Origin of the sequence: Pararhizobium sp. IMCC3301 (assembly GCF_030758315.1) — a bacterium.
Lineage (GTDB): Bacteria > Pseudomonadota > Alphaproteobacteria > Rhizobiales.
The window spans coordinates 3544561-3564400 of record NZ_CP132336.1 but is presented as its reverse complement, the minus strand read 5'-3'; the positions used below and the strand labels follow the sequence as shown (position 1 = coordinate 3564400).

Sequence of the window (19840 nt, the reverse complement as noted above, 5' to 3'; positions counted from 1 at the left end):
CTTTGACATGCTGAGTATAAACGATCCATTTGAATTTCAGCGAAATCAAAAAGGGAAATGATATGACTTTTATTAAGAAAATTGCCCCTATTACACTTGCTAGCTTTCTGGCGCTGAGCGCATCAGCCGCCGTCGCAACGAGCGATACTGTCACTGAGTCTACAGGCACATTCAACGCCGCAACAGACTCCTCGCCAGATGCACAGACCCCTGGTCAGACCGGTCTTGCAGAATCCAACAATGCAACAGCCGTGACAGGCGAAACCATGCTTAATTGCGAAACGTCCGGCGTGTTCAATTCAGCCAATGAAACTGCACCCGATGCCATGACACCAGGTTGCACGGGTATTGCTCTTGAAAACAATGAAACTGCAATGACCGGAGACGATGACAAAGAATCGTCAGGCGTGTTTAACCCGGCCAATGAAACGTCTCCTGATGCGCAGACTCCCGGTCAGACCGGTACTGCCTCTACAAACTAACAGATGAGCGTCAGCTGATTACGATCAGCCCTCTCACACGCGAAAGACGTATGGTGTTCCGCACCATACGTCTTTTTTGTTGTGGCGGCAGATGCGGCTCACCGTTGAGATGTGCCAAACCGGCTACGCTTTAACGCCGTTCATGCCCTCATCGTTGTATCTCGCACCGGATAAGGCTGGTTGCCGATCATCTTATCGCTGTGATTGCAGACACTGCCAACAGACTGGCTTGCGCCGCACAACCCTGATGCACGGATAGTCGCTGCCCGCGAAACTTCGGCTGTCAGCAGGAAAATATGATGTGGATTTGGCCTTCATGGGCGGTAATTCCGGCCGTTTCCCCAGATTTTTCAGGTCTTTCCCGGACACGGCCTTGTCACAAGACTACACACATTGGTGAAGCTGCATTGTGTTTTCGTGAGATCAGAAATCAAGATTCGCAGAAGTCTGCCACTTTGCCAGATCACTCTCACGGGGCTGTGAATGTTCAGCCAGGTTGAACGGATTGTTCCCGTTTAAATCGCAGACAGTATCACCTAACTTGTATTCATCGAGAGGCACACACCCCTCGCACCAGAGAGAAAACGAAAACCAATAACAAGGAATAAGAAAATGACTTTTCGTAAAATTGCAGCGCCCGTTCTGATCCTCAGTTCAATCGTTCTTGGCGCCTCAGCTGTCAGTGCCAATGTTTACAATCCGGCCAATGACAGCTCGCCTGACGCCATGACCCCTGGTTATACAGGCCTGGCGAAAGACCTTTCCGGCAAATAAGCCGGGAAAACGCAGCAACTGGTTTGTTGCGGCAAAGGATCCCGCCGCCCCACAGTGTCGCCCCTGAGCCGGGCGTCGGGATCTGACAAAGACCATCGCTGATTCCAAGGCCGCCAAAAACAACAAAAAAAATGGCCTTGGATCAAGGAACAAGTTCTCGACTGCCTACGCTTTCAACCGTCCACAAGGATGTCCATCATGTTTTTCAAACGACAAAGCTTCAGGGAGCCACCGCATGTTCAAGACATGTCGGATCGCCCCCGATACGCTCCACAATCTCTCTGGCAAGTTCCAAATTTGCCGATGTCCATGCCGCAGTTTTTGATCCAATCAAGTTGGCTTGCGATCGCAGAACCACCCCATCGGCTAAAATTTTGAGATGATTGGCCTGAAGCGTTGATCCGGTGCTGGTAATATCGACGATGATATCAGCAGACCCTGCCGCCGGAGCCCCTTCGGTCGCACCAAGGCTTTCAACAATCCGGTAGACTCCCAGTCCGTGACTGGCAAAAAAACTCTGAGTCAGCATCCAGTATTTCGTCGCAACCCGCAGGCGCCGGCCATAATGCCGCCGGAACCCGGCGGCGACATCATCCAGATCCTCCATAGTGTTCACATCAACCCAGCTTTCCGGAACGGCCACCACCACATCGGCATGGCCGAATCCAAGTGGTTTTAACAGAGCAATCTTGTCGTCCGCTTGGCGCAGGGTTTCGCGCACCAGATCCTCGCCGGTTATGCCCAGGTGAATTGCCCCGCGCATCGTCTCGCGGGCAATTTCCCCGGCCGAGAGAAATGAAATGTCGGCACTGCGTCCATTGGTAAAGCCGCTCAATCGGCCGAAATAGCTGCGCGAGGAGCCCAGCGCCTCGATGCTGAATCCGGCGTTTTTGAAAACCGCTTCGGTTTGCTCTTTAAGACGGCCCTTTGAGGGAATGGCAAGCACCAGGTCAGCCATGATCACCCTTCCCTTTCGGCATCCGGTCAAGCCACAGCGAAAACCCGACGGCCGGGACCGGCACAGCGGAGCCGAGAATCTCCATCAGCCGGTCATAACGCCCGCCGCCCGCAACCGGCTGGGTTGCGCCATTGACAAACAGTTCAAACACAAAACCGGTGTAATAATCCAAAGGCCGGGCAAAGTCTGATGCAAACACAAAACTGTCTGGCATCAAGTCCCCGGCCTGTCTGGCAAACTCCGACAGACGGTCTGAAAATTGCGTCAGCCTGGTGCCGAATTCAACCGCGTGGTGCCGCTCAAATTCAACCAGTCTGGCCGGCATTTCCAGCGCCGGGCCACTGAGTTCAAGATAATCCGACAGCACAGTTTCCAGCCGGGTCTTTGCGCCCTCGTTCAAACCAAAATCCTGCGGTCCGTAGGTCTCCAGATAGCGGGTGGCGATATCCTCCGGGCTGCGGCCTGCATGCGGCGACAGGCCCTGAGTCAGCATCATGTCGGCAACAGCTTGCCGCAGCGCCTCAGCGTCGTGCAAGCCTGCTTGCAGGCCGCCGGGCAAGGGCAATGCTTCCGCATCTCCCGGTGACAGGATGCGCTGGATCGTCGGCCTGTCAAGACCTCGGCCAAAGGCGCGGATCAAACGAAGGCGCAGGCCCGAAGGCACGTCAAGTGAGACCAGCAATTGATGAAACAGCGACGGATCGCCGAGTTTCAGTGACAGCTCTGCGTGGCTGTCGGGAATGGTGGCCGCATTGACCGCAATCGTCATGATTTCCGCATCGACAAGATGCGGCGTTTCGGTGCGGCCGAGATGCTCCACCCCGGCCTGCAGAAATTCGTTGGGGCCGGCGTCACGCTGGCGGAACACCGGGCCAAGATAACCGTAGCGGCGCGGCAGATCGATTTCAGACTGCAGATGAAACAGGCAGACCGGAATTGTAAAATCCGGGCGCAGACACATTTCCTCACCCGCCGCACCCGCCGTTATGAACATGCGGCGGCGCAGATCCTCTCCGGCTGTTTCCAGAAACGGGTCGGCCTGCTGCAAAATGGCCGTTTCAATCCGCTCGCACTGATAGCGCTCGAACAGCACGTCAAAGGCCTGTAGTGCCTTGGTCCCGACAGGGCTGGATGATGAAACGCGGGGCACCATTGATCGCGTCCCTATTCCGGCTGATACCGTGCCACGATCGCAGCGACGGCGGCTACAAGATCGGTGCGTTTAATGGTGCTCTGGCCTGGATTTTCTGCGCGCCATTGTTCGTTGTCGATAATCTGCGCCGACAAATGCTTACCCAGAAACAGATCCTTGATCTGCAACTCACCGGCGGCCCGCTCGTCTGACCCTTCAATGACCGCCACCGGCGCATTGCGTTTGTCGGCATAGGCCAGTTGCTTGCCGAAATTCTTGGGATTGCCGAGATACATTTCAGAGCGAATGCCGGCAGCGCGCAATTCGCGCGTCATGGCCTGATAGGACACCATCTGGTCGCGGTCCATGACCAGCACCACAACCGGGCCGAGCTGGTCGCGGTCCGCCAGAAGATCCTTCTGGCGCAGAGCGGTCAGCAGTCGCGACACACCGATGGAAAATCCGGTGGCTGGGACCGCTTCACCGCGGAACCGTCCGACCAGACCATCATAGCGGCCGCCGCCGGCAACAGAGCCGAACTGCACCGGCTTGCCCTTGTCGTTCTCGACTTCAAAGGTCAGCGACGCTTCATAGACCGGGCCGGTATAATATTCCAGACCGCGCACAATATAGGGCGCGATGGCGATGACGCTGCTGTCATAGCCGGCAGCCGCCGTCAGCGCGGCAATCGTCTCCATCTCCTCGACACCGGCAGCAAAATTCTGATTGTCAATGAAGCTTGATGCTTTCAGGGCCGCAAGCGTTGCCGTATTTGCCGCCGCATCGTTGCTTTCCAGGCTGCGAAAATCGACAAATCCCATAATTGTCTCTGTCTGTTCATCGCTGAGGCCAGCTCCGCTGGTAAAGTCGCCGCTGTCATCGAGACGGCCTTTGCCGAGCAGTTTTTTTACTTCACCGACTGGAAATTTGTCGAGTTTGTCGATGGCGCGCAACACCGAAAGGCGCGTTGCGGCATGGTCGAGACCAGCCAGGCCGGCGCTTTCCATGACGCCATCCAGCAGTTTCCGGTTGTTGACGTAAATTACGAATTCACGGTCCGCGCCGCTCTGCACCAGCCCCAGCCTGGCCAGAATATCCGCTGCCATCATGCAGATTTCCGCGTCTGCCGCGACCGATGCAGTGCCCACCGTGTCAGCATCGAACTGCATGAATTGACGGAAGCGGCCCGGACCCGGCTTTTCATTGCGGAACACCCACCCGGCCCGGTAGCTGCGGTAAGGTTTCGGCAGATCCTGATAGTTCTCGGCCACATAGCGGGCAAGCGGCGCAGTCAGATCATAACGCAGGCTCATCCATTGCTCATCATCATCCTGCAGCGAAAATACACCTTCATTGGGGCGATCCGTATCGGGCAGAAACTTGCCCAGCGCATCGGTATACTCAAACAAAGGCGTTTCAACAGGATCAAAGCCATACAGTTCATAGACCGCTTTGATGGTCGACATCATGGCGTCAGCGGCGCGAATGTCATGGACTTCGCGGTCTGCAAATCCGCGTGGTTTGCGGGCCTTGACCTTGTCGGCCTTCCTGTTCTGTTTCGTGCTCATGGGATGCGCAATCGGTTTGCCTGAAAAGTCTGCGATGTCCTAACCCATTGGCCCGATTGCGGCAAGCATGGATGCAGCAGACGCGGTGGCGGCATCTGCTCAAACAGGTCGTTTGAAGCTTGCCCGGGCGGTTTCGACACTGGGGCGGCAGATACAGCCCTCAAGATGATCATTGACCAGACCCATGGCCTGCATGAACGCATAGACTGTGGTCGGCCCGACAAAGGACCAGCCGCGCTTTTTCAGATCCTTTGATATGCGGGTCGATATAGCCGTCTTTCCCAGGGTCATTGCGGCAGCGTGATCCAGCTTTTTCGGACGCTCTGAAGCGGCCGGCTCGAAGCTCCAGAAATAGGCCGCCAGCGATCCGAATTCGGACTTCAGCTCCAGTGCCCGGGCGGCATTGTTGATGGTTGAACGGATTTTACCCTGATGGCGCACGATGCCGGCATCCTGCAACAGGCGCTCGACATCCTGCTCGCCGAATTGCGAGAGAATTTCCGCATCAAAATTGGCAAAGGCGGCGCGAAAATTCTCGCGTTTGCGCAGGATCGTCAGCCACGACAGGCCGGATTGAAATCCCTCCAGGCAGATTTTTTCAAACAGCCGCCGGTCATCATCAACCGGCCAGCCCCATTCGGTGTCGTGGTAAAGCAGGTAATCCGCCTGATTGCCGTGCCACCAGCACCGCACCGCACCATCGGTGCCCTCGATAAGACCATCGGCGAGGGCCTGTGCCATAAAGCGCTCTAGCGCCGTTCCAGGGTCTGGCGCACACCGCGGGCAAGATGTTGTGCCTGTTCCTCGTCAAAGCCGAAATCAATATAGCCGCCATTGGGGATTTCAATGCGCAGAAACAGATTGCGCTGGCCGTCCGAGCGGGTAGCCGCACCGACGGCAAATGTCTTGACCGGCAATGCACCTGCCGGCGAAAAGGCGCGCTGACCGGATTTTTCGCCCGCCGCCTTGGCGCGGTTGTTTTCGGCTGATGATTTGGCGGTCATCACGGCTGACAGCAAGGTCGAAGCCTGTTCCTTGGGAACCACGAGACGGACATTTCCTGCGCCAGCCAGCTGGAGTGTGACATAGGACAAATTGCCGTCGTCGCTGGCGCCGACATTGATGACTTTTTCTAGTTGATTGCCTTCGATCATGACGAACTCTCTGCTGCTGACTGAATGAATTATCAATTGCGGGCGGGTTTAGCAGAGTGGCTGCAAAGTTTCGACCCTTTATTCAGTGGCTTCAAACAAAGCTGCCGGCACAGTGTTATGCCCGGAGCCCAATTGCGGCCCGGAGCCCAATTGTGGATTGTCAAAACCCCGATCGTGCAGCAACTGCGGCATGTCGCCGCCATAGGCCCAATTCAAAAGCACCGCCGTATGCAGGATGGCAAGATCGGTGCCGCCGCCGATCTGGGTCATGCAGCCGATATTGCCGGTGGCAATGAGGTCCGGCCTTGTGCGTTCAATATTGGCAATTTTGCGGTCTCGCAATTGCCGCGCAATTACGGGCTGGAGAATATTGTAAACCCCTGCCGATCCGCAGCACAAATGTCCTTCCGGCACATCGGTGACCCGGAAACCCGCTGCCTCGAGCAGCTTTTTCGGCTGGGTCGTGATCTGCTGGCCATGCTGCATCGAGCATGCCGAATGATAGGCAACGGTCAGATCAAACCCGCGTTGCGGCTGACCAAGATCAATTGCGCAGAGATATTCGGTGACATCTTTGGCCAGCGCCGACACGCGGGCCGCTTTGTCGGCGTAATCGGGATCATGGCGCAGCATATGGCCGTAATCCTTGATCGTTGTGCCACAGCCGGACGCTGTAATGATGATAGCGTCCAGACCATCTCCCTCAATCTCGCGCCACCAGGCATCAATATTTGCCCTGGCCTGGTGATGGCTGGCTGCATCCTTGCCCATATGATGCACCAGAGCGCCACAGCAGCCCTCCCCTTTCGGCAGCACAATTTCGATGCCGGCACGGTTCAACAGCTCAACCGTCGCCTCATTGATACCCGGATTGAGTACCGGCTGAGCGCAACCGGTCAGCAGCGCGACACGGCCGGAAACCGCTTTTTGCGGCTTGAACACATCGCCGGCCGATAGCGCGCTGCGCGGTTCGATCCGCGAAGGCGCCAATTCCAGCATCGCCCCGATCTGGCGGAAGGGCCCGCCCAGCCTTTTCAGCAATCCGGCAAATGGCTTGCCGAAGAAGGCTGCCGCCAAGGCGAGGCGGAACCTTCCGGGATAGGGCAGAACACCAGCCAGCACTGCGCGCATCGCCCGCTGATGCCAGGACCTTGTATAGGTTTTTTCAATATGCGAGCGGGCATGATCGACCAGATGCATATAGTTCACGCCGGAGGGACAGGTTGTCATGCAGGACAGGCAGGACAGGCAGCGGTCAATATGCTTGACGACTTTATCATCGGCGGGCCGGTCATGTTCCAGCATGTCCTTGATCAGGTAAATCCGTCCACGCGGACTGTCGAGCTCATCACCGAGAAGCTGGTAGGTTGGGCAGGTGGCGGTACAGAAGCCACAATGCACACAGCTGCGCAGAATTTTCTCTGATGCGGCAATTTGCGGGTCCTGAAGCTGAGCTTCAGTGAAATTTGTCTGCATGGGTCAACCTGAACAAGAGTGCGCTCTATACGCCGGAATACATAAAGCCGGGATTGAAGATCCCCTTGGGATCAAATGTCTGTTTGATGCTGGAGGTGAGTTTCATCATGGGTGCTGACAAGGGCTGAAATACATCAATGCGTGCACGCAACTCGTCCGGGCCGCGCACCAGGGTGGCGTGACCGCCAGATTCAGCCAAAATTCTGTGCAGCGCCGCTGCACCGGCATCGCCATCCTCTGCCGGATCAATCGCAACCCAGATCAGCCCGCCGCTCCAGTCAAAGAAATGCCTGGTTTCGTGCTGCTCTGCGAAGCGGCGCATGATGTCCGCACCTTTGGTGGGGGCCACTGAAATTTTCCACACTGCACGGTCAAAGGGTTCGGCCAGAGGAACGACATCGCGGATATCGCGCCACAATGCCTCACTGTCCGGCCCGGCAATCTCCTCCGCCTTGCCGAATTCAGCCAGATGCCGGGCGGTCTGCTCAAAGCGATAGCGCAATTGCGTGTCAAAGCCTTCCAGCCGCACCAGCGTGCGTGCCGCATCACCCGCTATACCGGCGGGCAGATGCGCGGCCCCGGTGGGCTCGAACGGCGATGTCATCGCCCGGCAGAGCGCGGCAATCGCCCTATCATCTGCCAGTCCGCTGAGTTGCAGTGTCGTGCTGTTTGCCGGTTTCGGAAGTACCTTGAACGTGACTTCGCTGAGGACGCCAAGCGTGCCCCAGGACCCGGACAGCAGCTTGACCAGATCGAGACCGGTGACATTTTTCATGACGCGGCCGCCGTTTTTGATCATTTCGCCCCTGCCATTGACCAGCCTTATACCAATCAGACTGTCTCTGGCGGCTCCGGCGGAAATCCGGCGCGGACCGGAAATATTGCCGGCAGCAACTGCGCCGATGGTCGGCTCGCCGCTGGTTCCATACAGCGATCGATGGTCCATTGGCTCAAAGGTCAGAGCCTGGCCGTGTTCGGCCAGCGCGGCCTCCACCACGGAAACCGGTGTGCCTGCTTTGGCGGAAAACACCATCTCGGCCGGTTCCAGCAAGGTGATGCCGGACAGTTCCGCCATGCTGAGTTTTGTCGTTTCAGGAACAGTGCGGCCCAATCCGGCTCTGGAACCGCTGCCTTGAACCTGCAGCGGAGCTGTTCCGGCAATTGCCTCGCGGATTGTCTCGATCAGCTCCTCTTCACTGCCTGGCGTCACAGTTTTCATGCTGCCTGCCCTGTAATACGGCCATCCAGCGGAAACACCTTGGCCGGGTTCATCTGCCAGGCCGGATCGAAAACCGCCCGGACCAGCATTTGCTGGCGCAGATCCTCTTCGGTAAACTGGACACGCATCAGGTCGCGCTTTTCAATGCCGACACCGTGTTCACCGGTCAGGCAGCCGCCGACCTCGACACACAGTGTGAGGATCTCATTGCCGGCATCTTCCGCCTTTTGCCGCTCTGCCGGATCGTTGACATCATACAGAATCAACGGATGCAGATTTCCGTCACCGGCATGAAACACATTGGCCACGCGCAGGCCGTAATGGTCGATGATCTGGCTCATCCGCGACAGCACATAGGGCAGTTGGCCGGTCGGGATTGTGCCATCCATACAGATATAATCCGCGACCCGGCCGGTAGCGCCAAAGGCTGATTTGCGGCCTTTCCAGATGGCCGCCGCTTCCATCGCCGACTGGCTTTCCTTGATGGTCTTGACGTCGTGCTGCCTGGCAATCGCGACGATCTTGTCGAGCTGTTCACGCATCTCCGCGTTGGAGCCTTCAACCTCGATGATCAGCAGCGCATCGACGTCCATGGGATAGCCCGCCTTGGCAAAGGCTTCGCAGATTTCGATGGCCAGCTTGTCCATGAACTCCATCGCCACCGGCACCAGTCCGGCCGCGATGATGCTGGCGACACAGGCCCCGGCGCTTTCAGCGGTGGGAAAGCCGAACAGCACCGGTTGCGCGCCTTCCGGCTTGGGCAGAATGCGTACCACTGCTTCGGTGATAATGCCGATCTGACCTTCCGACCCGCAGATCAGGCCAAGCAGATCATAACCCGGTGCGTCGTGGTGTTCGCCGCCAATATCCAGCACGGTGCCATCCAGCATGACCATTTTGACGCCGAGCAGATTATTGGTGGTCACCCCATATTTCAGACAATGGGCCCCGCCGGAATTCATGCCGATATTGCCGGCAATGGTGCAGGCCAGTTGCGATGAAGGGTCCGGTGCGTAGAAAAATCCGTCCGGCCCGACATGATCGGACACCTTCAGATTGGTAATTCCTGCCTGAACTGTGGCTGTGCGATTGTCATAATTGACATTCAGCACCCGGCTCATTTTGGCAATCCCGATCACCACTGCATCCTGCTGCGGAATTGCGCCACCGGCCAGCGAGGTCCCGGCACCGCGCGGGATCACCGGCAAGCCCGCCTGGTGGCAGTATTTCAGGACGGCGGCGACTTCTTCAGTGGTTTGCGGCAACACCACGGCGAGCGGAACCCGCCGATAGGCGGTAAATGCGTCAGTTTCGTAAGGCACCAGTTCAGTCGGATCGCTGATGACACCTTCCCCGGATACCAGTTTGCCAAGATCGCGAACAATCTCGTTTCGGCGCGCCAGAATGGCCGGATCCGGTTCGGGTATTGCAATTGTGCCCATGTTTTCCTCCATAAACCGCAGTAATTCTGTCAGAGTTTTTCTAACTGGTCAATTTTTTTTACCAGCTAACCACCTGCTTCCGCGCATGAAATCAGTGTTTGGGGGTCCGGCCTTGGTAAATGGCTCGACAATCACAATATGTGCTGTGGACTTGACGCCGATTGCAATACATTCGACAACCCCATCGGGTGTGCGAACAATTCCGGGATTTGACCGGACAGGTGAAATAATTTGAGGAGAAATAAGCATGAAGAAAATTATTCTTGCAGGCGTTTTGAGCATGCTGATGCCATTTGCGGCCTATGCCGATAGCCATTCTGATGGCGATGCCGATAGCCAGGTTGAAGGCGATGCCGAGGCTGGTGAAGCTATCTTTAAAAAATGCGCGGCCTGCCACGCTGTGGGTCCTGACGCCAAGAACAAGGTTGGTCCAGTTCTGAATGGTGTTTTCGGACGCGAAGCAGGCACTGTCGAGGGATATAAATATTCCAAAGCGATGTTGGCAGCTGAGAAAACCTGGGATGAAGAAACGCTAGAGGAATTTCTTGCCAATCCGCGCAAAGCGTTGAAGGGAACCAAGATGGCATTTGGCGGTCTGAAAAAAGAAGACGACCTTGAAAATGTCATCGCCTATCTGGCGCAGTTCGATGAAGAGGGAAATATGGCTGAATAGCCAATTTCGTCGCAACATCGAGGATTTGAAGCCGCGAACACACTGTGTTCGCGGCTTTCGTCGTTCCGGGCCTGTCGTTCCGGGCCTGTTGTCAGCCGTCACTGTCGACAACAAAAATCTGCAGCGAACGCGGGCCATGGGCTCCGAGCAGTAGGGTCTGTTCAATATCGCCGGATCGCGATGGTCCGGTAATCATGTTGACGGTTCGCGGCATGCTGCCCTTGCCGTGTTTTTCGCGCACCTGGCTCCAGACGCTTTCATAATCGCCGGCAATGTCGGATGCGCGCACCACGACACAATGGGTTTCAGGCAGGAAATTCAAAGTGGTGGGATTGTCGCTGCCGGATTCCAGCATCAGTGTTCCGGATTCCGCGACCCCGGCAAAGGCGTGGGAAAGACCCACCGGATCGGTTCCGTCAGAAGCGCCTTTCGAGATTTCGAGGCCAGTCGCTTTCTCCCAACCCGCCCCGGCCAGAAGCGGTGCATCGCCCATGCGCACCCGTTTGGGCAGGTTTCGACCACGCAGATAATCGGCCAGAGCCGCCGGCAGATCGGCAATGCTGCTGATCCGGGTCACCGTGGCCTGAACCTTGACGGCCTGTTCGCAGAACAGATCGACCTGCTTGTCATGGGGTTTGCGGCCACGGGCAGGAATCAATCCGGATGGATTTTTGGCAAGCCGTTCCTTTACTCTGGCTGCGCGTGCGGGATCGTCAGCGTCCGGAATATTCTTCCGTATTCTGGCCATAATACCGCTGCGTCCACCGGCAGCTGTGCGATTGGCGGAACCTGCCCGTTCATTCATGCGCTTTGTCCCGCTTTGGAGTTTTTGTGCCGCGCTGCCCATTGTTGTTGGAAGGTCTGGCCTTCCGGGACCGGCAGGTCTCGGTGCTCGGTCCAGCCTCCTGCCATCGGCAGGGATTTGAAGGCCCCCTTGCCGTTGCCCAATACGCCGAGCAATTTGATCGCCAGTCTGGTTGCCGCATGGTAAATGACCGGTCGTTTGGCCACCCAGGCCCAGACGCCAAGGCCACGCCTCAGTCCGCCCGGCGCAATATGACGTTCAAATTCCTTTTCGCGCCAGTGCCGCATCATTTTCGGCAGTGGAATACGCATCGGGCAAACCGCTTCGCAGCGCCCGCAAAAGGTTGATGCATTGGGCAGGTGGCCGGCCTTTTCAACACCGATCAGGGTTGGCGTCAAAACCGCACCCATCGGTCCGGGATAGACCCAGCCGTAAGAATGGCCGCCGACCGCATGATAGACCGGGCAGTGATTCATGCAGGCACCGCATCTGATGCAGCGCAGCATGTCCTGAAACTCGGTTCCAAGCATGTCGGAGCGGCCATTGTCGAGCAGTACCACATGATATTCTTCCGGGCCATCAGGATCGTCCTTGCGGCGCGGGCCGGTGGAAAATGTGGTGTAGACCGACATATCCTGGCCGGTGGCGGAGCGGGCCAGAACACGCAAGATCTGGCTGACATCCTCCAGCGTCGGGACGATCTTCTCAATTGAGGCAATGACTATGTGGACCTTTGGCAATATCTGGGTCAGATCGCCATTGCCCTCATTGGTGACAATGATGGACGTGCCGGTTTCGGCGACCAGAAAATTCGCCCCGGTAATGCCCACATCAGCGGCGAGGAACTTGTCGCGCAGAACGCTTCTTGCCTCCGACAAAAGGCTGGTTGCCTCCTCCAGATTGCGGCCCGGTGGCAAATGACGGTGGACCCGGCGGAAATCCGCCTCTACCTCTTCCTTGTTGACATGCACCGCCGGCGCAATGATGTGGCTGGGCGGCTCGTTGCGCAGTTGAATGATATATTCACCCAGATCGGTTTCGATGGGTTCAATACCATTGCGTTCCAGGTGCTCGTTGATCGCGATTTCCTCGGCGATCATGGATTTGCCTTTGGTGACGGTTTTGGCGTTGGCGCGCTTGCAGATATCAAGAATGATATTGCGGGCATCCTGGGCACCAGCTGCCCAGTGGACGCGGCCGCCACTGTCCTGAACCTTGGCCTCATAGGCTTCCAGATAATGATCCAGATGGCCCAGCACATGGTCTTTGATGTCTCTCGAGCGGTCGCGCAGCGCTTCAAATTCCGGCAGATTGGCCGCAGCCTTGGCGCGTTTGTCGATGAAGCCGCGCTCCACATTGCCGAGCGCTTTCTGCAGGTTTGCGTCCTTCAGCGCTTCGGAGGATTTTTCCTTAAAATAGGGTGACGTGATCTGCATAATCGTCCTATCCCTTCTCGCTGCTTTTAGTCGGGCCGCTCGCTTCATTGCGGTTCTTGCCGATGGGCGGCACGTCGGTCATTCCAGCCAGAACTTCGGCAACATGGCGGACATCGACGCTGCTGCCCTCGCGTTTCAGCTTGCCGGCCATATTCAACAGGCAGCCGAGATCTCCCGCCAGCAGCGTACCGGCCTCTGTGGCTTCAATGTTTTTGGTTTTCTTCTGCACGATGGCATTGGAAATGTCGGGATATTTGATGCAGAAGGTGCCGCCAAAGCCGCAGCACACATCGCTGTCTTTCATTTCTTTCAGTTCCAGCCCGTCAACTGCCGCCAAAAGGCGGCGCGGCTGTTTTTCGACGCCCAGTTCGCGCAGGCCGGAACAACTGTCGTGATAGGTGACAGTACCGTCAAAATGCGCCGTCACCGGATTGCGGCCCAGAATATCGGTCAGAAAACTGGTCAGCTCGAAGGTCTTGTCAGCCAGTTTGCGGGCGCGGTCATGCCACGGCGTGCCGACTTCAAACAATTCCAGATAGTGAACCTTGATCATCGCGGCGCAGGAGCCGGAGGGTGCGACCACGGCGTCATAATCCTCAAAGGACTTGATGACCTGCATGGCAATATCGCGGGTGTCGGCCTTGTCGCCGGAATTATAGGCCGGCTGACCGCAGCAGGTCTGGGCGGGGGGCACGGAAATGGTGCAGCCGGCATCTTCCAGCAATTTGACACTGGCAAATCCCACAGAGGGTCGAAACAGATCGACCAGGCAGGTGACAAACAGGCCGACATTCCTCGGCGTTTCAATGGCACTGGTTTGGGGAGACGGGTTTGTGGCTGATTCGCTCATAATCTACTTTACTCTGGCTGGTTTGACAGCGCGTTCCGATTTTCGCTGGGTGCCGTGTTGCGCCAGGCGCATGCGGGAAACCGCTTCACGTTCCCCAACAATTTCCACGTCCTTCACCGCCTCTGCGACAAAATCCATATGGGCTTCCGCCGCGCGGCGCGCCGCCTCCGGATCGCGTTGCATGATGGCGTGATAAATCGCCTTGTGCTGGGCCAGCAGGGCATCGCGCGAGCCTTTGTGGCCATATAGCAGGCTTCGGTTGATGAAGACCCCCTGTTCCAGCAAGCGGTAGCAGGCGCGCAATGTGTGAAGCAACACAATATTGTGGGCGCATTCGCCGATGGCCTGATGAAACTCCACATCCACTGCAGCCTCGGCAGAAAAATCCTGCATGCCATGGGTTTCGGTCATAGTGCCGACCAGCCGCGTCAGCAGCTCCCGGTCTGCCTCATTGGCGCGGCTTGCCGCCATGAAGGCGGTAATGCCTTCGATCTGGCGGCGGAACTCGACATAATCGGCGGTGGCTTTGGGATGTTTGCGGATCAGCTGGACAATCGGATCGCGGAACACGGTGCCGACAACATCGGCCACAACAGTGCCCTCGCCCTGACGGGTTTCCAGCAATCCGCGCGCTTCCAGATCCTGCAAGGCATCGCGCAGAACCGGGCGCGACACATTGAGGGATTTGGACAGGCTGCGCTCCCCCGGAATTCGGTCGCCCGGCTTCAGGACGCCCTGCAGCACCAGCTCTTCAATCTGGTGCATCACCTCATCGGCGGTGCGGGAATGGGAAATTTCAGAGAATATCATGCCGGACTGATTCATTCCTTCCTCATTAAGCCGGACATTACAGCCACATCTGACGAGTGGTCAATAAAATTGCCCACCGGCAGCGTGCCGGATAATCCAAGCCTTTGCTTCGCTTTTGTGCCAAGGGTGATGATAAATCAGCCTGTCGTGCGAATCGGAGCCATCAGCATGTCGCAGATCATCACCACCCACCCGGAAAGGGCGCGGGTTCTGGGAGAAGTCCACGCACGGCCGTTCGAGCCGATGCCAACGCCGCGCGTGGTGCGCCATGTCGCTTTGCTGACCGGGGCGGAAGAAGCGGAAGCGCTGCACGAGGCCATCTCGCACTGCGCCACCGAAGCCGGTGTTGCGCCGCCAGCGCCGCAGGTGCGCTATTATGTGCTCAACGCGTTTGGCGGGCGGCTGCGTTGGGAACAACATTCCGAATTCGGCTCGCTGACCTGGGACGCCCCGCCGCGCAACGCCCATGACGGACTGGCGCTGATCATCGAACGGGCCACCAAACCGCTGGGCCAGGTGATTTCGATGACCCGGATTGACGTTCTGGAACATGACAGCGATGTCAATTTTGAAAAGATCTACGACCACCGATCGCTGTGCGTTTCAAAAGTGGAAAACGGCGTGGCCCTGATCGCCACGGATTTCCGCCAGTCCGATGATGGCGCGACGCGCATGACAATCATCAACCAGAGCGCTACAGAAATCGCTATTGGCGCGCTGGTGCAGCGGCTGCTGGAAATTGAAACCTACCGCACACTGGCATTGCTCGGCCTGCCGCTGGCGCAGCGCACCGCGCCGATTGTCAGCGGCATTGAAACCAGTCTGGCGACCATCACCGCCGATCTGAAAGACCATCCGCACGGCATCAGCGAACGCCTGCTGGATGAAATCACCCGCCTGTCAGCAGATCTGGAAGCCAATGCTGCGGCCTGCCTGTTCAGATTTGGTGCCAGCAGAGCCTATCACGAGATCGTTCGTCTGCGCCTCGATGCCATTCAGGAGGTCGGCTACGAACATCATCCCACGTTGGAAGCCTTCCTGATCCGGCGTTTGCAGCCGGCGATGCAGACCATTCATGCGCTGGAGGAACGCCAGGCAAACCTGTCGCGCAAACTGTCGCGGGCCGCCAATCTGCTGCGCACCCGCGTCGATGTGGAACTGGAGCGGCAGAACCGCGATCTGCTGACATCGATGAACCACCGCGCAAAACAGCAATTGCGGCTGCAGCAAACCGTCGAAGGCCTGTCGATTGCAGCGGTCAGCTATTATGTCGTCGGCCTGATTGCCTATCTGCTGAAAGGCATCGACACGCCGCTGCAGGCGCTGTTCGGCTATGCCTATATCAGCGCGGTTCTGACAGCGTTGTCGGTCCCGGTGGTTGTCGCGGCAATGTGGTATGTGGTGCGCCGCATCCGGCGCACGCCGCTGGATGAGAAATAGGGTCTTTTTAAACCTTTAGCTCAAGTCGTTTCCGCAAATCATGTGGGTCCGTTTTGCGGACATTCTGCCATGATACATGCGAAACCGTCAGTCCTTTCCGGTGACGCTCAGACCCAGCGTCCGCCAGACCTGCATCCCACCGCGATAGTAAGAAATACGATCTGCCGGGTATCCCGCTTCGATCATGTTGCGGATTGCCGTGGGGGATTGACCGCACCAGATGCCGTTGCAGAAAAGTGCGACACGTTTCGCATTATCGCAGATCCAACCGTCAAAGTCCGGCTCACACCCCAACTGTGCCAACTCGTCGATAATATAGGTGTAAGGAATGTTGATTGCCCCAGGGATCGTGCCGCCTTGAAACCAATCGTTGGTGCGGCTGTCGATGACGATCGCCTCTGGGTCCTGAAGCATCTCGATCAACTCCAGTTCGCCAATGGTGGTCACCCCTTTCGCGGGCGTGAAAGGCTGTATGCAAAAGTCGGGGCAAGGGCGGGAGGTTTTGGCCCATTCGCCTTGTATCTTGTTCTCGGTATCCTGAATTCTGCTGATCTCGACCGGACCGGCATTTGTTTGCACAGTGACGGACGGCATGTCCTTGGTGATGCCCACCGTGACTTCGGCCCCCGCCACGCCAGTAACAAGCATCAGCGTGATAGCCAGCACAATTATCTTCATGTTCGGTACTCCTCAATCCTGTGATCTGCAGGGTTTACCATAATCGGTAATTGAGTATGCGTCATGGCAAATCAACGCATGGGTTGGCCAGCACTTATGTGGTCGGCCTGATGGACTATCTGCTGAAAGGCATCGACACAATGCTGCAGGCGCTGTTCGGCTATGTCTATATCAGCGCGGTTCTGACAGCCTTGTGGATCCCGGTGGTTGTCGCGGGTCATGTGGTATGTGGTGCGCCGCATCCGGCGTACGCCGCTGGATGAGAATTAGAGCCGGTTTTAAACTTGGCTAAAACAGTTTCCACAAATCGTGTTGGTCCGCTTTGCGGACGAAGCGACTGGAACAAAAATGACCATCGCTTGCCGAAATGGGCGGAGAGCGGGCGTTCGGTGCAGCGCAACAGAGATTTCCAAAAACCAATGTAGCTGACATTGGTTGCTTTCAAGAGTGTCGTGGACCTATTTAAATAGGCGACTTTTAAATCTGCCATCATCGTTTTCGTCGAAAACAATTCAGTAGTGCCAAGAAGCGCGAGAATATCAGCGCTCAAATCCCTTTTTTTGAAATTATTGTAGCGCTGCCATGTAAAATTTTTCCCATAATGCTTCCTTCCATTCAGGAGAGAATATTGCACCATCAAATGCCGGGACTAAACACCTAGCGAAAATTGAGATACAATCCTTCAGGAAGACCAGCAGACACAATGGAATAGACGGATGCAGCAATTCACTACCAATACCTACTGGATGTGCCCTGAGTGTGAGAACGCCAACAACCAAAAGGTTCCTGTTCCCGAGCTAAACTTCATGGCTGAGAAGATGTCAGATATGGTTGTAGATGATTGGGTTGAAATAGAATGCGACCATTGTGAGACAGCATACAGCGGTCACGTCTTTGTAAATACTGGCGACGTCCACTTTGAGATCGAAGAGCCGCGTAAATTTGAGTTCTCCGGCGATATGCCAATGTATGAACCGGATGAGGAAGACTACGACCCGCCCGACGATCCGTATTCGGTATCCAAAGAAGCGCTTGGCTATCTTAACGGGATGGTTGGCTCACAAAGCCCAATCAATGACCCACAATTCACTAATCGCCTCATCTTCTCGGGTGCAGTATCGTCCCTGGAGGCGTATCTCGGAGACACCTTGATTAACGCTGTCCTAGGCCGTTCCGAGGTTCGCGAGCAACTTCTCAAGTCGAATAAATTGCTTGGGGAGTTGAAGTTTTCAGCCGCTGATTTGGCCAATGACCCTGAATCTGTGGCAAAGCGTGTTATAGTTGTATTGCGCGCGGTTCTTTATCACAACTTAAACGCAGTATCGGCGCTCTACAAAGATGCTTTTGGACTGGATTTAATACCTTCCAAATCACAACGCGACATTCTATTTCCTGCAATGATGTTGCGCCATCACTGCGTACACAGGAACGGTCAGGACAAAGAGGGTAACAAGCTAGGTGATTTTACTGATGATTATGTTCGACGTGTCATTGAGGCGATTGGGGAAGTCATCGACCATTTGGAAGGCAAACTGACCGAAAACTTCCCATTTTGACAGAAGTGATGCGTTCGTCGTCTAGTCCCAAGTAACGTGCTCTACGCCCTCAGTTTCGCGTGCACGGGCCATTGGACTCTCGTAGGTGCCGATGGAGATTCCTAACCGCGCATAGCGCGCCTCGAATCCACAAATGCTGCGTATTGCGAGAATGGCCGGTTTTGGGCTACTGTGACAGTTAACGGAGTTTGCGGGCGGCCAAGCTTAAAGCTCTCCCACTATTACGCGAACTTCAGTGCCAGCGCTTTCTTACCAACGGTAGTTCCGACTTCGACACGTTCACCCTTGGGATAATAAAAGCCCGATACGTATAGATCGTGATCTCCAATTGTCACCCGAACAGACAACTCTGTTCCGTCGTCCCATGTATCCCGCACGCCAGCCTCACATTTCTCGCCGCGAAGCTCAAATTCAAACTTCTCGCTACTGTTGGCCCAATTCGACACCGCGACACTTATGAGAGTAACGCCAATTGCGTTTCGCTTCTTCTCTGGAAGCATATCCAGCGACCATTCCTTGATTGGCCCGAACATGCCACTATCGTTTAGGGTCTCTAAGATTTTGCGCATATGACCTCCGGCGTGCTGATTTACAAACAGCGATGATCGAGAGCCATGCGGGACCCCAAGGATGTTCGCCCGCATATTCCACCAAGTTTCGGCAACCTGCGCGGTAAGAGCATGCTTGACCGTATGCTGCGCAAACATGGAAAGAGCGTCACGGCTGCGAATAGTTCCGTCTGCTTCCAACTCTATCTTGTCCGACACTACAACGACCGGATACGTGCCTTCGTTATATAGTGGTTCATCCATTCTGTGTGCGTGAAGACGTTCAACCCGATTTACGGCTTCCACCAATTGATCCGCAGCGCCTTCGTCATATGGACAGGTTACAAAACCGCGAACGAAGTACACTGTGTGATCACATTTTCGATACGTTTCCAGTTGGCTAATGCCGAAAACGTGTTTTTCGTAGGGCTGAGACGGATCGGTCAAGATGGGATGCCAATCGGGTAAACGCTCAACGCTGTTCCCTAACGCGTCAAGCAACCCTTGGAACTGCTCCAAACCGGCTTCCTTGTCTGTCAGGTTTTTTGTCAGGTAGTCGCAAGCAGAGGCGTTTTGCTGTGCAGCGGCCGTTGGAGCTCGAAATTCCATATATCAATGTTTCGCGTTTTACAGGAAATTCACGCAAATATATATCTTTACGTAAATAATGTAAATATTATATTTTATAAGATTGCGCTACTGACTTCGGAGCCGACGTCCGTCAACGCCTCCGGAGAATTCATCGGTTGATCCCTAAACTTGTGAATCTCAATTTCCCCGCCTAGATTGCAATGAAAATTCGTGCAGCGTGAGACTGCCATAGGAATTGGTGTGACTTT

At 56.0% G+C, this 19840-nt stretch carries 21 protein-coding genes; 6 read left to right on the top strand and 15 right to left on the bottom strand.

The features are described from left to right. Window positions 1-62 precede the first annotated feature (62 nt). Entirely contained in the window at window positions 63-482 is a 420-nt protein-coding gene (locus RAL88_RS17210) for a hypothetical protein (RefSeq protein ID WP_306265138.1), read from the top strand. 612 nt (window positions 483-1094) lie between these two features. Further along, the gene (locus RAL88_RS17205; protein ID WP_306265137.1) at window positions 1095-1256 is read left to right on the top strand and encodes a hypothetical protein; all 162 of its coding nucleotides are present in this window, start codon (window positions 1095-1097) and stop codon (window positions 1254-1256) included. Between the two features lie 220 nt (window positions 1257-1476). Here the strand turns inward: RAL88_RS17205 and hisG are convergent, their stop codons facing one another. From hisG to RAL88_RS17165, 8 genes are all read right to left on the bottom strand, one after another. Next, window positions 1477-2214, bottom strand: coding sequence for an ATP phosphoribosyltransferase (gene hisG / locus RAL88_RS17200; RefSeq protein ID WP_306265135.1), 738 nt, complete (start codon window positions 2212-2214; stop codon window positions 1477-1479). Continuing rightward, window positions 2207-3367, bottom strand: coding sequence for an ATP phosphoribosyltransferase regulatory subunit (locus tag RAL88_RS17195; RefSeq protein ID WP_306265133.1), 1161 nt, complete (start codon window positions 3365-3367; stop codon window positions 2207-2209). The genes hisG and RAL88_RS17195 overlap by 8 nt, the downstream gene beginning before the upstream one ends. Before the next feature lie 11 nt (window positions 3368-3378). Beyond that, window positions 3379-4914, bottom strand: coding sequence for a histidine--tRNA ligase (gene hisS / locus RAL88_RS17190; protein ID WP_306265132.1), 1536 nt, complete (start codon window positions 4912-4914; stop codon window positions 3379-3381). Between the two features lie 99 nt (window positions 4915-5013). Next, a complete protein-coding gene (locus tag RAL88_RS17185) occupies window positions 5014-5655 on the bottom strand; it encodes a DNA-3-methyladenine glycosylase I (protein WP_306265130.1) in 642 nt (213 codons plus the stop codon). A gap of 8 nt (window positions 5656-5663) precedes the next feature. After that, window positions 5664-6068 (bottom strand): hypothetical protein, encoded by a 405-nt coding sequence (locus RAL88_RS17180; RefSeq protein WP_306265128.1) that lies wholly within the window; start codon window positions 6066-6068, stop codon window positions 5664-5666. 78 nt (window positions 6069-6146) lie between these two features. Beyond that, window positions 6147-7544, bottom strand: coding sequence for a glycolate oxidase subunit GlcF (gene glcF / locus RAL88_RS17175; protein ID WP_306265127.1), 1398 nt, complete (start codon window positions 7542-7544; stop codon window positions 6147-6149). Between the two features lie 25 nt (window positions 7545-7569). Then, complete coding sequence (locus tag RAL88_RS17170) at window positions 7570-8763, bottom strand: FAD-binding protein (RefSeq protein WP_306265126.1); 1194 nt, start codon at window positions 8761-8763, stop codon at window positions 7570-7572. Next, window positions 8760-10205 (bottom strand): FAD-binding oxidoreductase, encoded by a 1446-nt coding sequence (locus RAL88_RS17165; RefSeq protein WP_306265125.1) that lies wholly within the window; start codon window positions 10203-10205, stop codon window positions 8760-8762. Before RAL88_RS17165 ends, RAL88_RS17170 begins: the two co-directional genes overlap by 4 nt. Before the next feature lie 247 nt (window positions 10206-10452). On the opposite strand from RAL88_RS17165, the gene RAL88_RS17160 reads away from it, so the two are divergent. Further along, window positions 10453-10878 (top strand): cytochrome c family protein, encoded by a 426-nt coding sequence (locus tag RAL88_RS17160; protein ID WP_306265123.1) that lies wholly within the window; start codon window positions 10453-10455, stop codon window positions 10876-10878. A 91-nt stretch (window positions 10879-10969) separates the two neighbouring features. Here RAL88_RS17160 and RAL88_RS17155 read toward each other — a convergent pair whose 3' ends face one another. The 4 genes from RAL88_RS17155 to RAL88_RS17140 are packed head-to-tail and all read right to left on the bottom strand — an operon-like array spanning window position 10970 to window position 14779. Then, on the bottom strand, window positions 10970-11683 hold the full coding sequence (locus RAL88_RS17155; RefSeq protein ID WP_306265121.1) for an LUD domain-containing protein: 714 nt from the start codon (window positions 11681-11683) through the stop codon (window positions 10970-10972). Further along, window positions 11680-13119, bottom strand: a complete 1440-nt coding sequence (locus tag RAL88_RS17150) for a LutB/LldF family L-lactate oxidation iron-sulfur protein (RefSeq protein WP_306265119.1) — start codon at window positions 13117-13119, stop codon at window positions 11680-11682. The genes RAL88_RS17155 and RAL88_RS17150 overlap by 4 nt, the downstream gene beginning before the upstream one ends. Before the next feature lie 7 nt (window positions 13120-13126). After that, window positions 13127-13969 (bottom strand): (Fe-S)-binding protein, encoded by an 843-nt coding sequence (locus tag RAL88_RS17145; protein ID WP_306265118.1) that lies wholly within the window; start codon window positions 13967-13969, stop codon window positions 13127-13129. A gap of 3 nt (window positions 13970-13972) precedes the next feature. Further along, window positions 13973-14779 (bottom strand): FCD domain-containing protein, encoded by an 807-nt coding sequence (locus RAL88_RS17140; RefSeq protein ID WP_306265117.1) that lies wholly within the window; start codon window positions 14777-14779, stop codon window positions 13973-13975. A 168-nt stretch (window positions 14780-14947) separates the two neighbouring features. On the opposite strand from RAL88_RS17140, the gene RAL88_RS17135 reads away from it, so the two are divergent. After that, window positions 14948-16219, top strand: coding sequence for a DUF3422 family protein (locus RAL88_RS17135; protein WP_306265116.1), 1272 nt, complete (start codon window positions 14948-14950; stop codon window positions 16217-16219). An 87-nt stretch (window positions 16220-16306) separates the two neighbouring features. Here the strand turns inward: RAL88_RS17135 and RAL88_RS17130 are convergent, their stop codons facing one another. After that, the gene (locus RAL88_RS17130; RefSeq protein WP_306265114.1) at window positions 16307-16897 is read right to left on the bottom strand and encodes a rhodanese-like domain-containing protein; all 591 of its coding nucleotides are present in this window, start codon (window positions 16895-16897) and stop codon (window positions 16307-16309) included. A 56-nt stretch (window positions 16898-16953) separates the two neighbouring features. Here RAL88_RS17130 and RAL88_RS17125 point away from each other — a divergent pair, with 56 nt between their 5' ends. Further along, window positions 16954-17160 (top strand): hypothetical protein, encoded by a 207-nt coding sequence (locus RAL88_RS17125; RefSeq protein WP_306265113.1) that lies wholly within the window; start codon window positions 16954-16956, stop codon window positions 17158-17160. Here the strand turns inward: RAL88_RS17125 and RAL88_RS17120 are convergent. Continuing rightward, window positions 17115-17534 carry a hypothetical protein gene (locus tag RAL88_RS17120; RefSeq protein ID WP_306265111.1) on the bottom strand — a complete coding sequence of 140 codons (420 nt, stop codon included), beginning with the start codon at window positions 17532-17534 and terminating at the stop codon, window positions 17115-17117. The genes RAL88_RS17125 and RAL88_RS17120 overlap by 46 nt on opposite strands. A 79-nt stretch (window positions 17535-17613) precedes the next feature. Between RAL88_RS17120 and RAL88_RS17115 the strand changes: the two genes are divergently transcribed. After that, window positions 17614-18453: a hypothetical protein gene (locus tag RAL88_RS17115; RefSeq protein WP_306265110.1), complete on the top strand. Its 840-nt coding sequence runs from the start codon at window positions 17614-17616 to the stop codon at window positions 18451-18453. A 221-nt stretch (window positions 18454-18674) separates the two neighbouring features. Here the strand turns inward: RAL88_RS17115 and RAL88_RS17110 are convergent, their stop codons facing one another. After that, on the bottom strand, window positions 18675-19610 hold the full coding sequence (locus tag RAL88_RS17110) for a hypothetical protein (protein WP_306265108.1): 936 nt from the start codon (window positions 19608-19610) through the stop codon (window positions 18675-18677). Between the last annotated feature and the right edge of the window lie 230 nt (window positions 19611-19840).

Coding starts and splice junctions, on each gene's coding strand:
- RAL88_RS17210 (WP_306265138.1), top strand. CDS start 63: ATGACTTTTATTAAGAAAATTGCCCCTATTACACTTGCTAGCTTTCTG.
- RAL88_RS17205 (WP_306265137.1), top strand. CDS start 1,095: ATGACTTTTCGTAAAATTGCAGCGCCCGTTCTGATCCTCAGTTCAATC.
- hisG (WP_306265135.1), bottom strand. CDS start 2,214: ATGGCTGACCTGGTGCTTGCCATTCCCTCAAAGGGCCGTCTTAAAGAG.
- RAL88_RS17195 (WP_306265133.1), bottom strand. CDS start 3,367: ATGGTGCCCCGCGTTTCATCATCCAGCCCTGTCGGGACCAAGGCACTA.
- hisS (WP_306265132.1), bottom strand. CDS start 4,914: ATGAGCACGAAACAGAACAGGAAGGCCGACAAGGTCAAGGCCCGCAAA.
- RAL88_RS17185 (WP_306265130.1), bottom strand. CDS start 5,655: ATGGCACAGGCCCTCGCCGATGGTCTTATCGAGGGCACCGATGGTGCG.
- RAL88_RS17180 (WP_306265128.1), bottom strand. CDS start 6,068: ATGATCGAAGGCAATCAACTAGAAAAAGTCATCAATGTCGGCGCCAGC.
- glcF (WP_306265127.1), bottom strand. CDS start 7,544: ATGCAGACAAATTTCACTGAAGCTCAGCTTCAGGACCCGCAAATTGCC.
- RAL88_RS17170 (WP_306265126.1), bottom strand. CDS start 8,763: ATGAAAACTGTGACGCCAGGCAGTGAAGAGGAGCTGATCGAGACAATC.
- RAL88_RS17165 (WP_306265125.1), bottom strand. CDS start 10,205: ATGGGCACAATTGCAATACCCGAACCGGATCCGGCCATTCTGGCGCGC.
- RAL88_RS17160 (WP_306265123.1), top strand. CDS start 10,453: ATGAAGAAAATTATTCTTGCAGGCGTTTTGAGCATGCTGATGCCATTT.
- RAL88_RS17155 (WP_306265121.1), bottom strand. CDS start 11,683: ATGAATGAACGGGCAGGTTCCGCCAATCGCACAGCTGCCGGTGGACGC.
- RAL88_RS17150 (WP_306265119.1), bottom strand. CDS start 13,119: ATGCAGATCACGTCACCCTATTTTAAGGAAAAATCCTCCGAAGCGCTG.
- RAL88_RS17145 (WP_306265118.1), bottom strand. CDS start 13,969: ATGAGCGAATCAGCCACAAACCCGTCTCCCCAAACCAGTGCCATTGAA.
- RAL88_RS17140 (WP_306265117.1), bottom strand. CDS start 14,779: ATGATATTCTCTGAAATTTCCCATTCCCGCACCGCCGATGAGGTGATG.
- RAL88_RS17135 (WP_306265116.1), top strand. CDS start 14,948: ATGTCGCAGATCATCACCACCCACCCGGAAAGGGCGCGGGTTCTGGGA.
- RAL88_RS17130 (WP_306265114.1), bottom strand. CDS start 16,897: ATGAAGATAATTGTGCTGGCTATCACGCTGATGCTTGTTACTGGCGTG.
- RAL88_RS17125 (WP_306265113.1), top strand. CDS start 16,954: ATGCGTCATGGCAAATCAACGCATGGGTTGGCCAGCACTTATGTGGTC.
- RAL88_RS17120 (WP_306265111.1), bottom strand. CDS start 17,534: ATGGTGCAATATTCTCTCCTGAATGGAAGGAAGCATTATGGGAAAAAT.
- RAL88_RS17115 (WP_306265110.1), top strand. CDS start 17,614: ATGCAGCAATTCACTACCAATACCTACTGGATGTGCCCTGAGTGTGAG.
- RAL88_RS17110 (WP_306265108.1), bottom strand. CDS start 19,610: ATGGAATTTCGAGCTCCAACGGCCGCTGCACAGCAAAACGCCTCTGCT.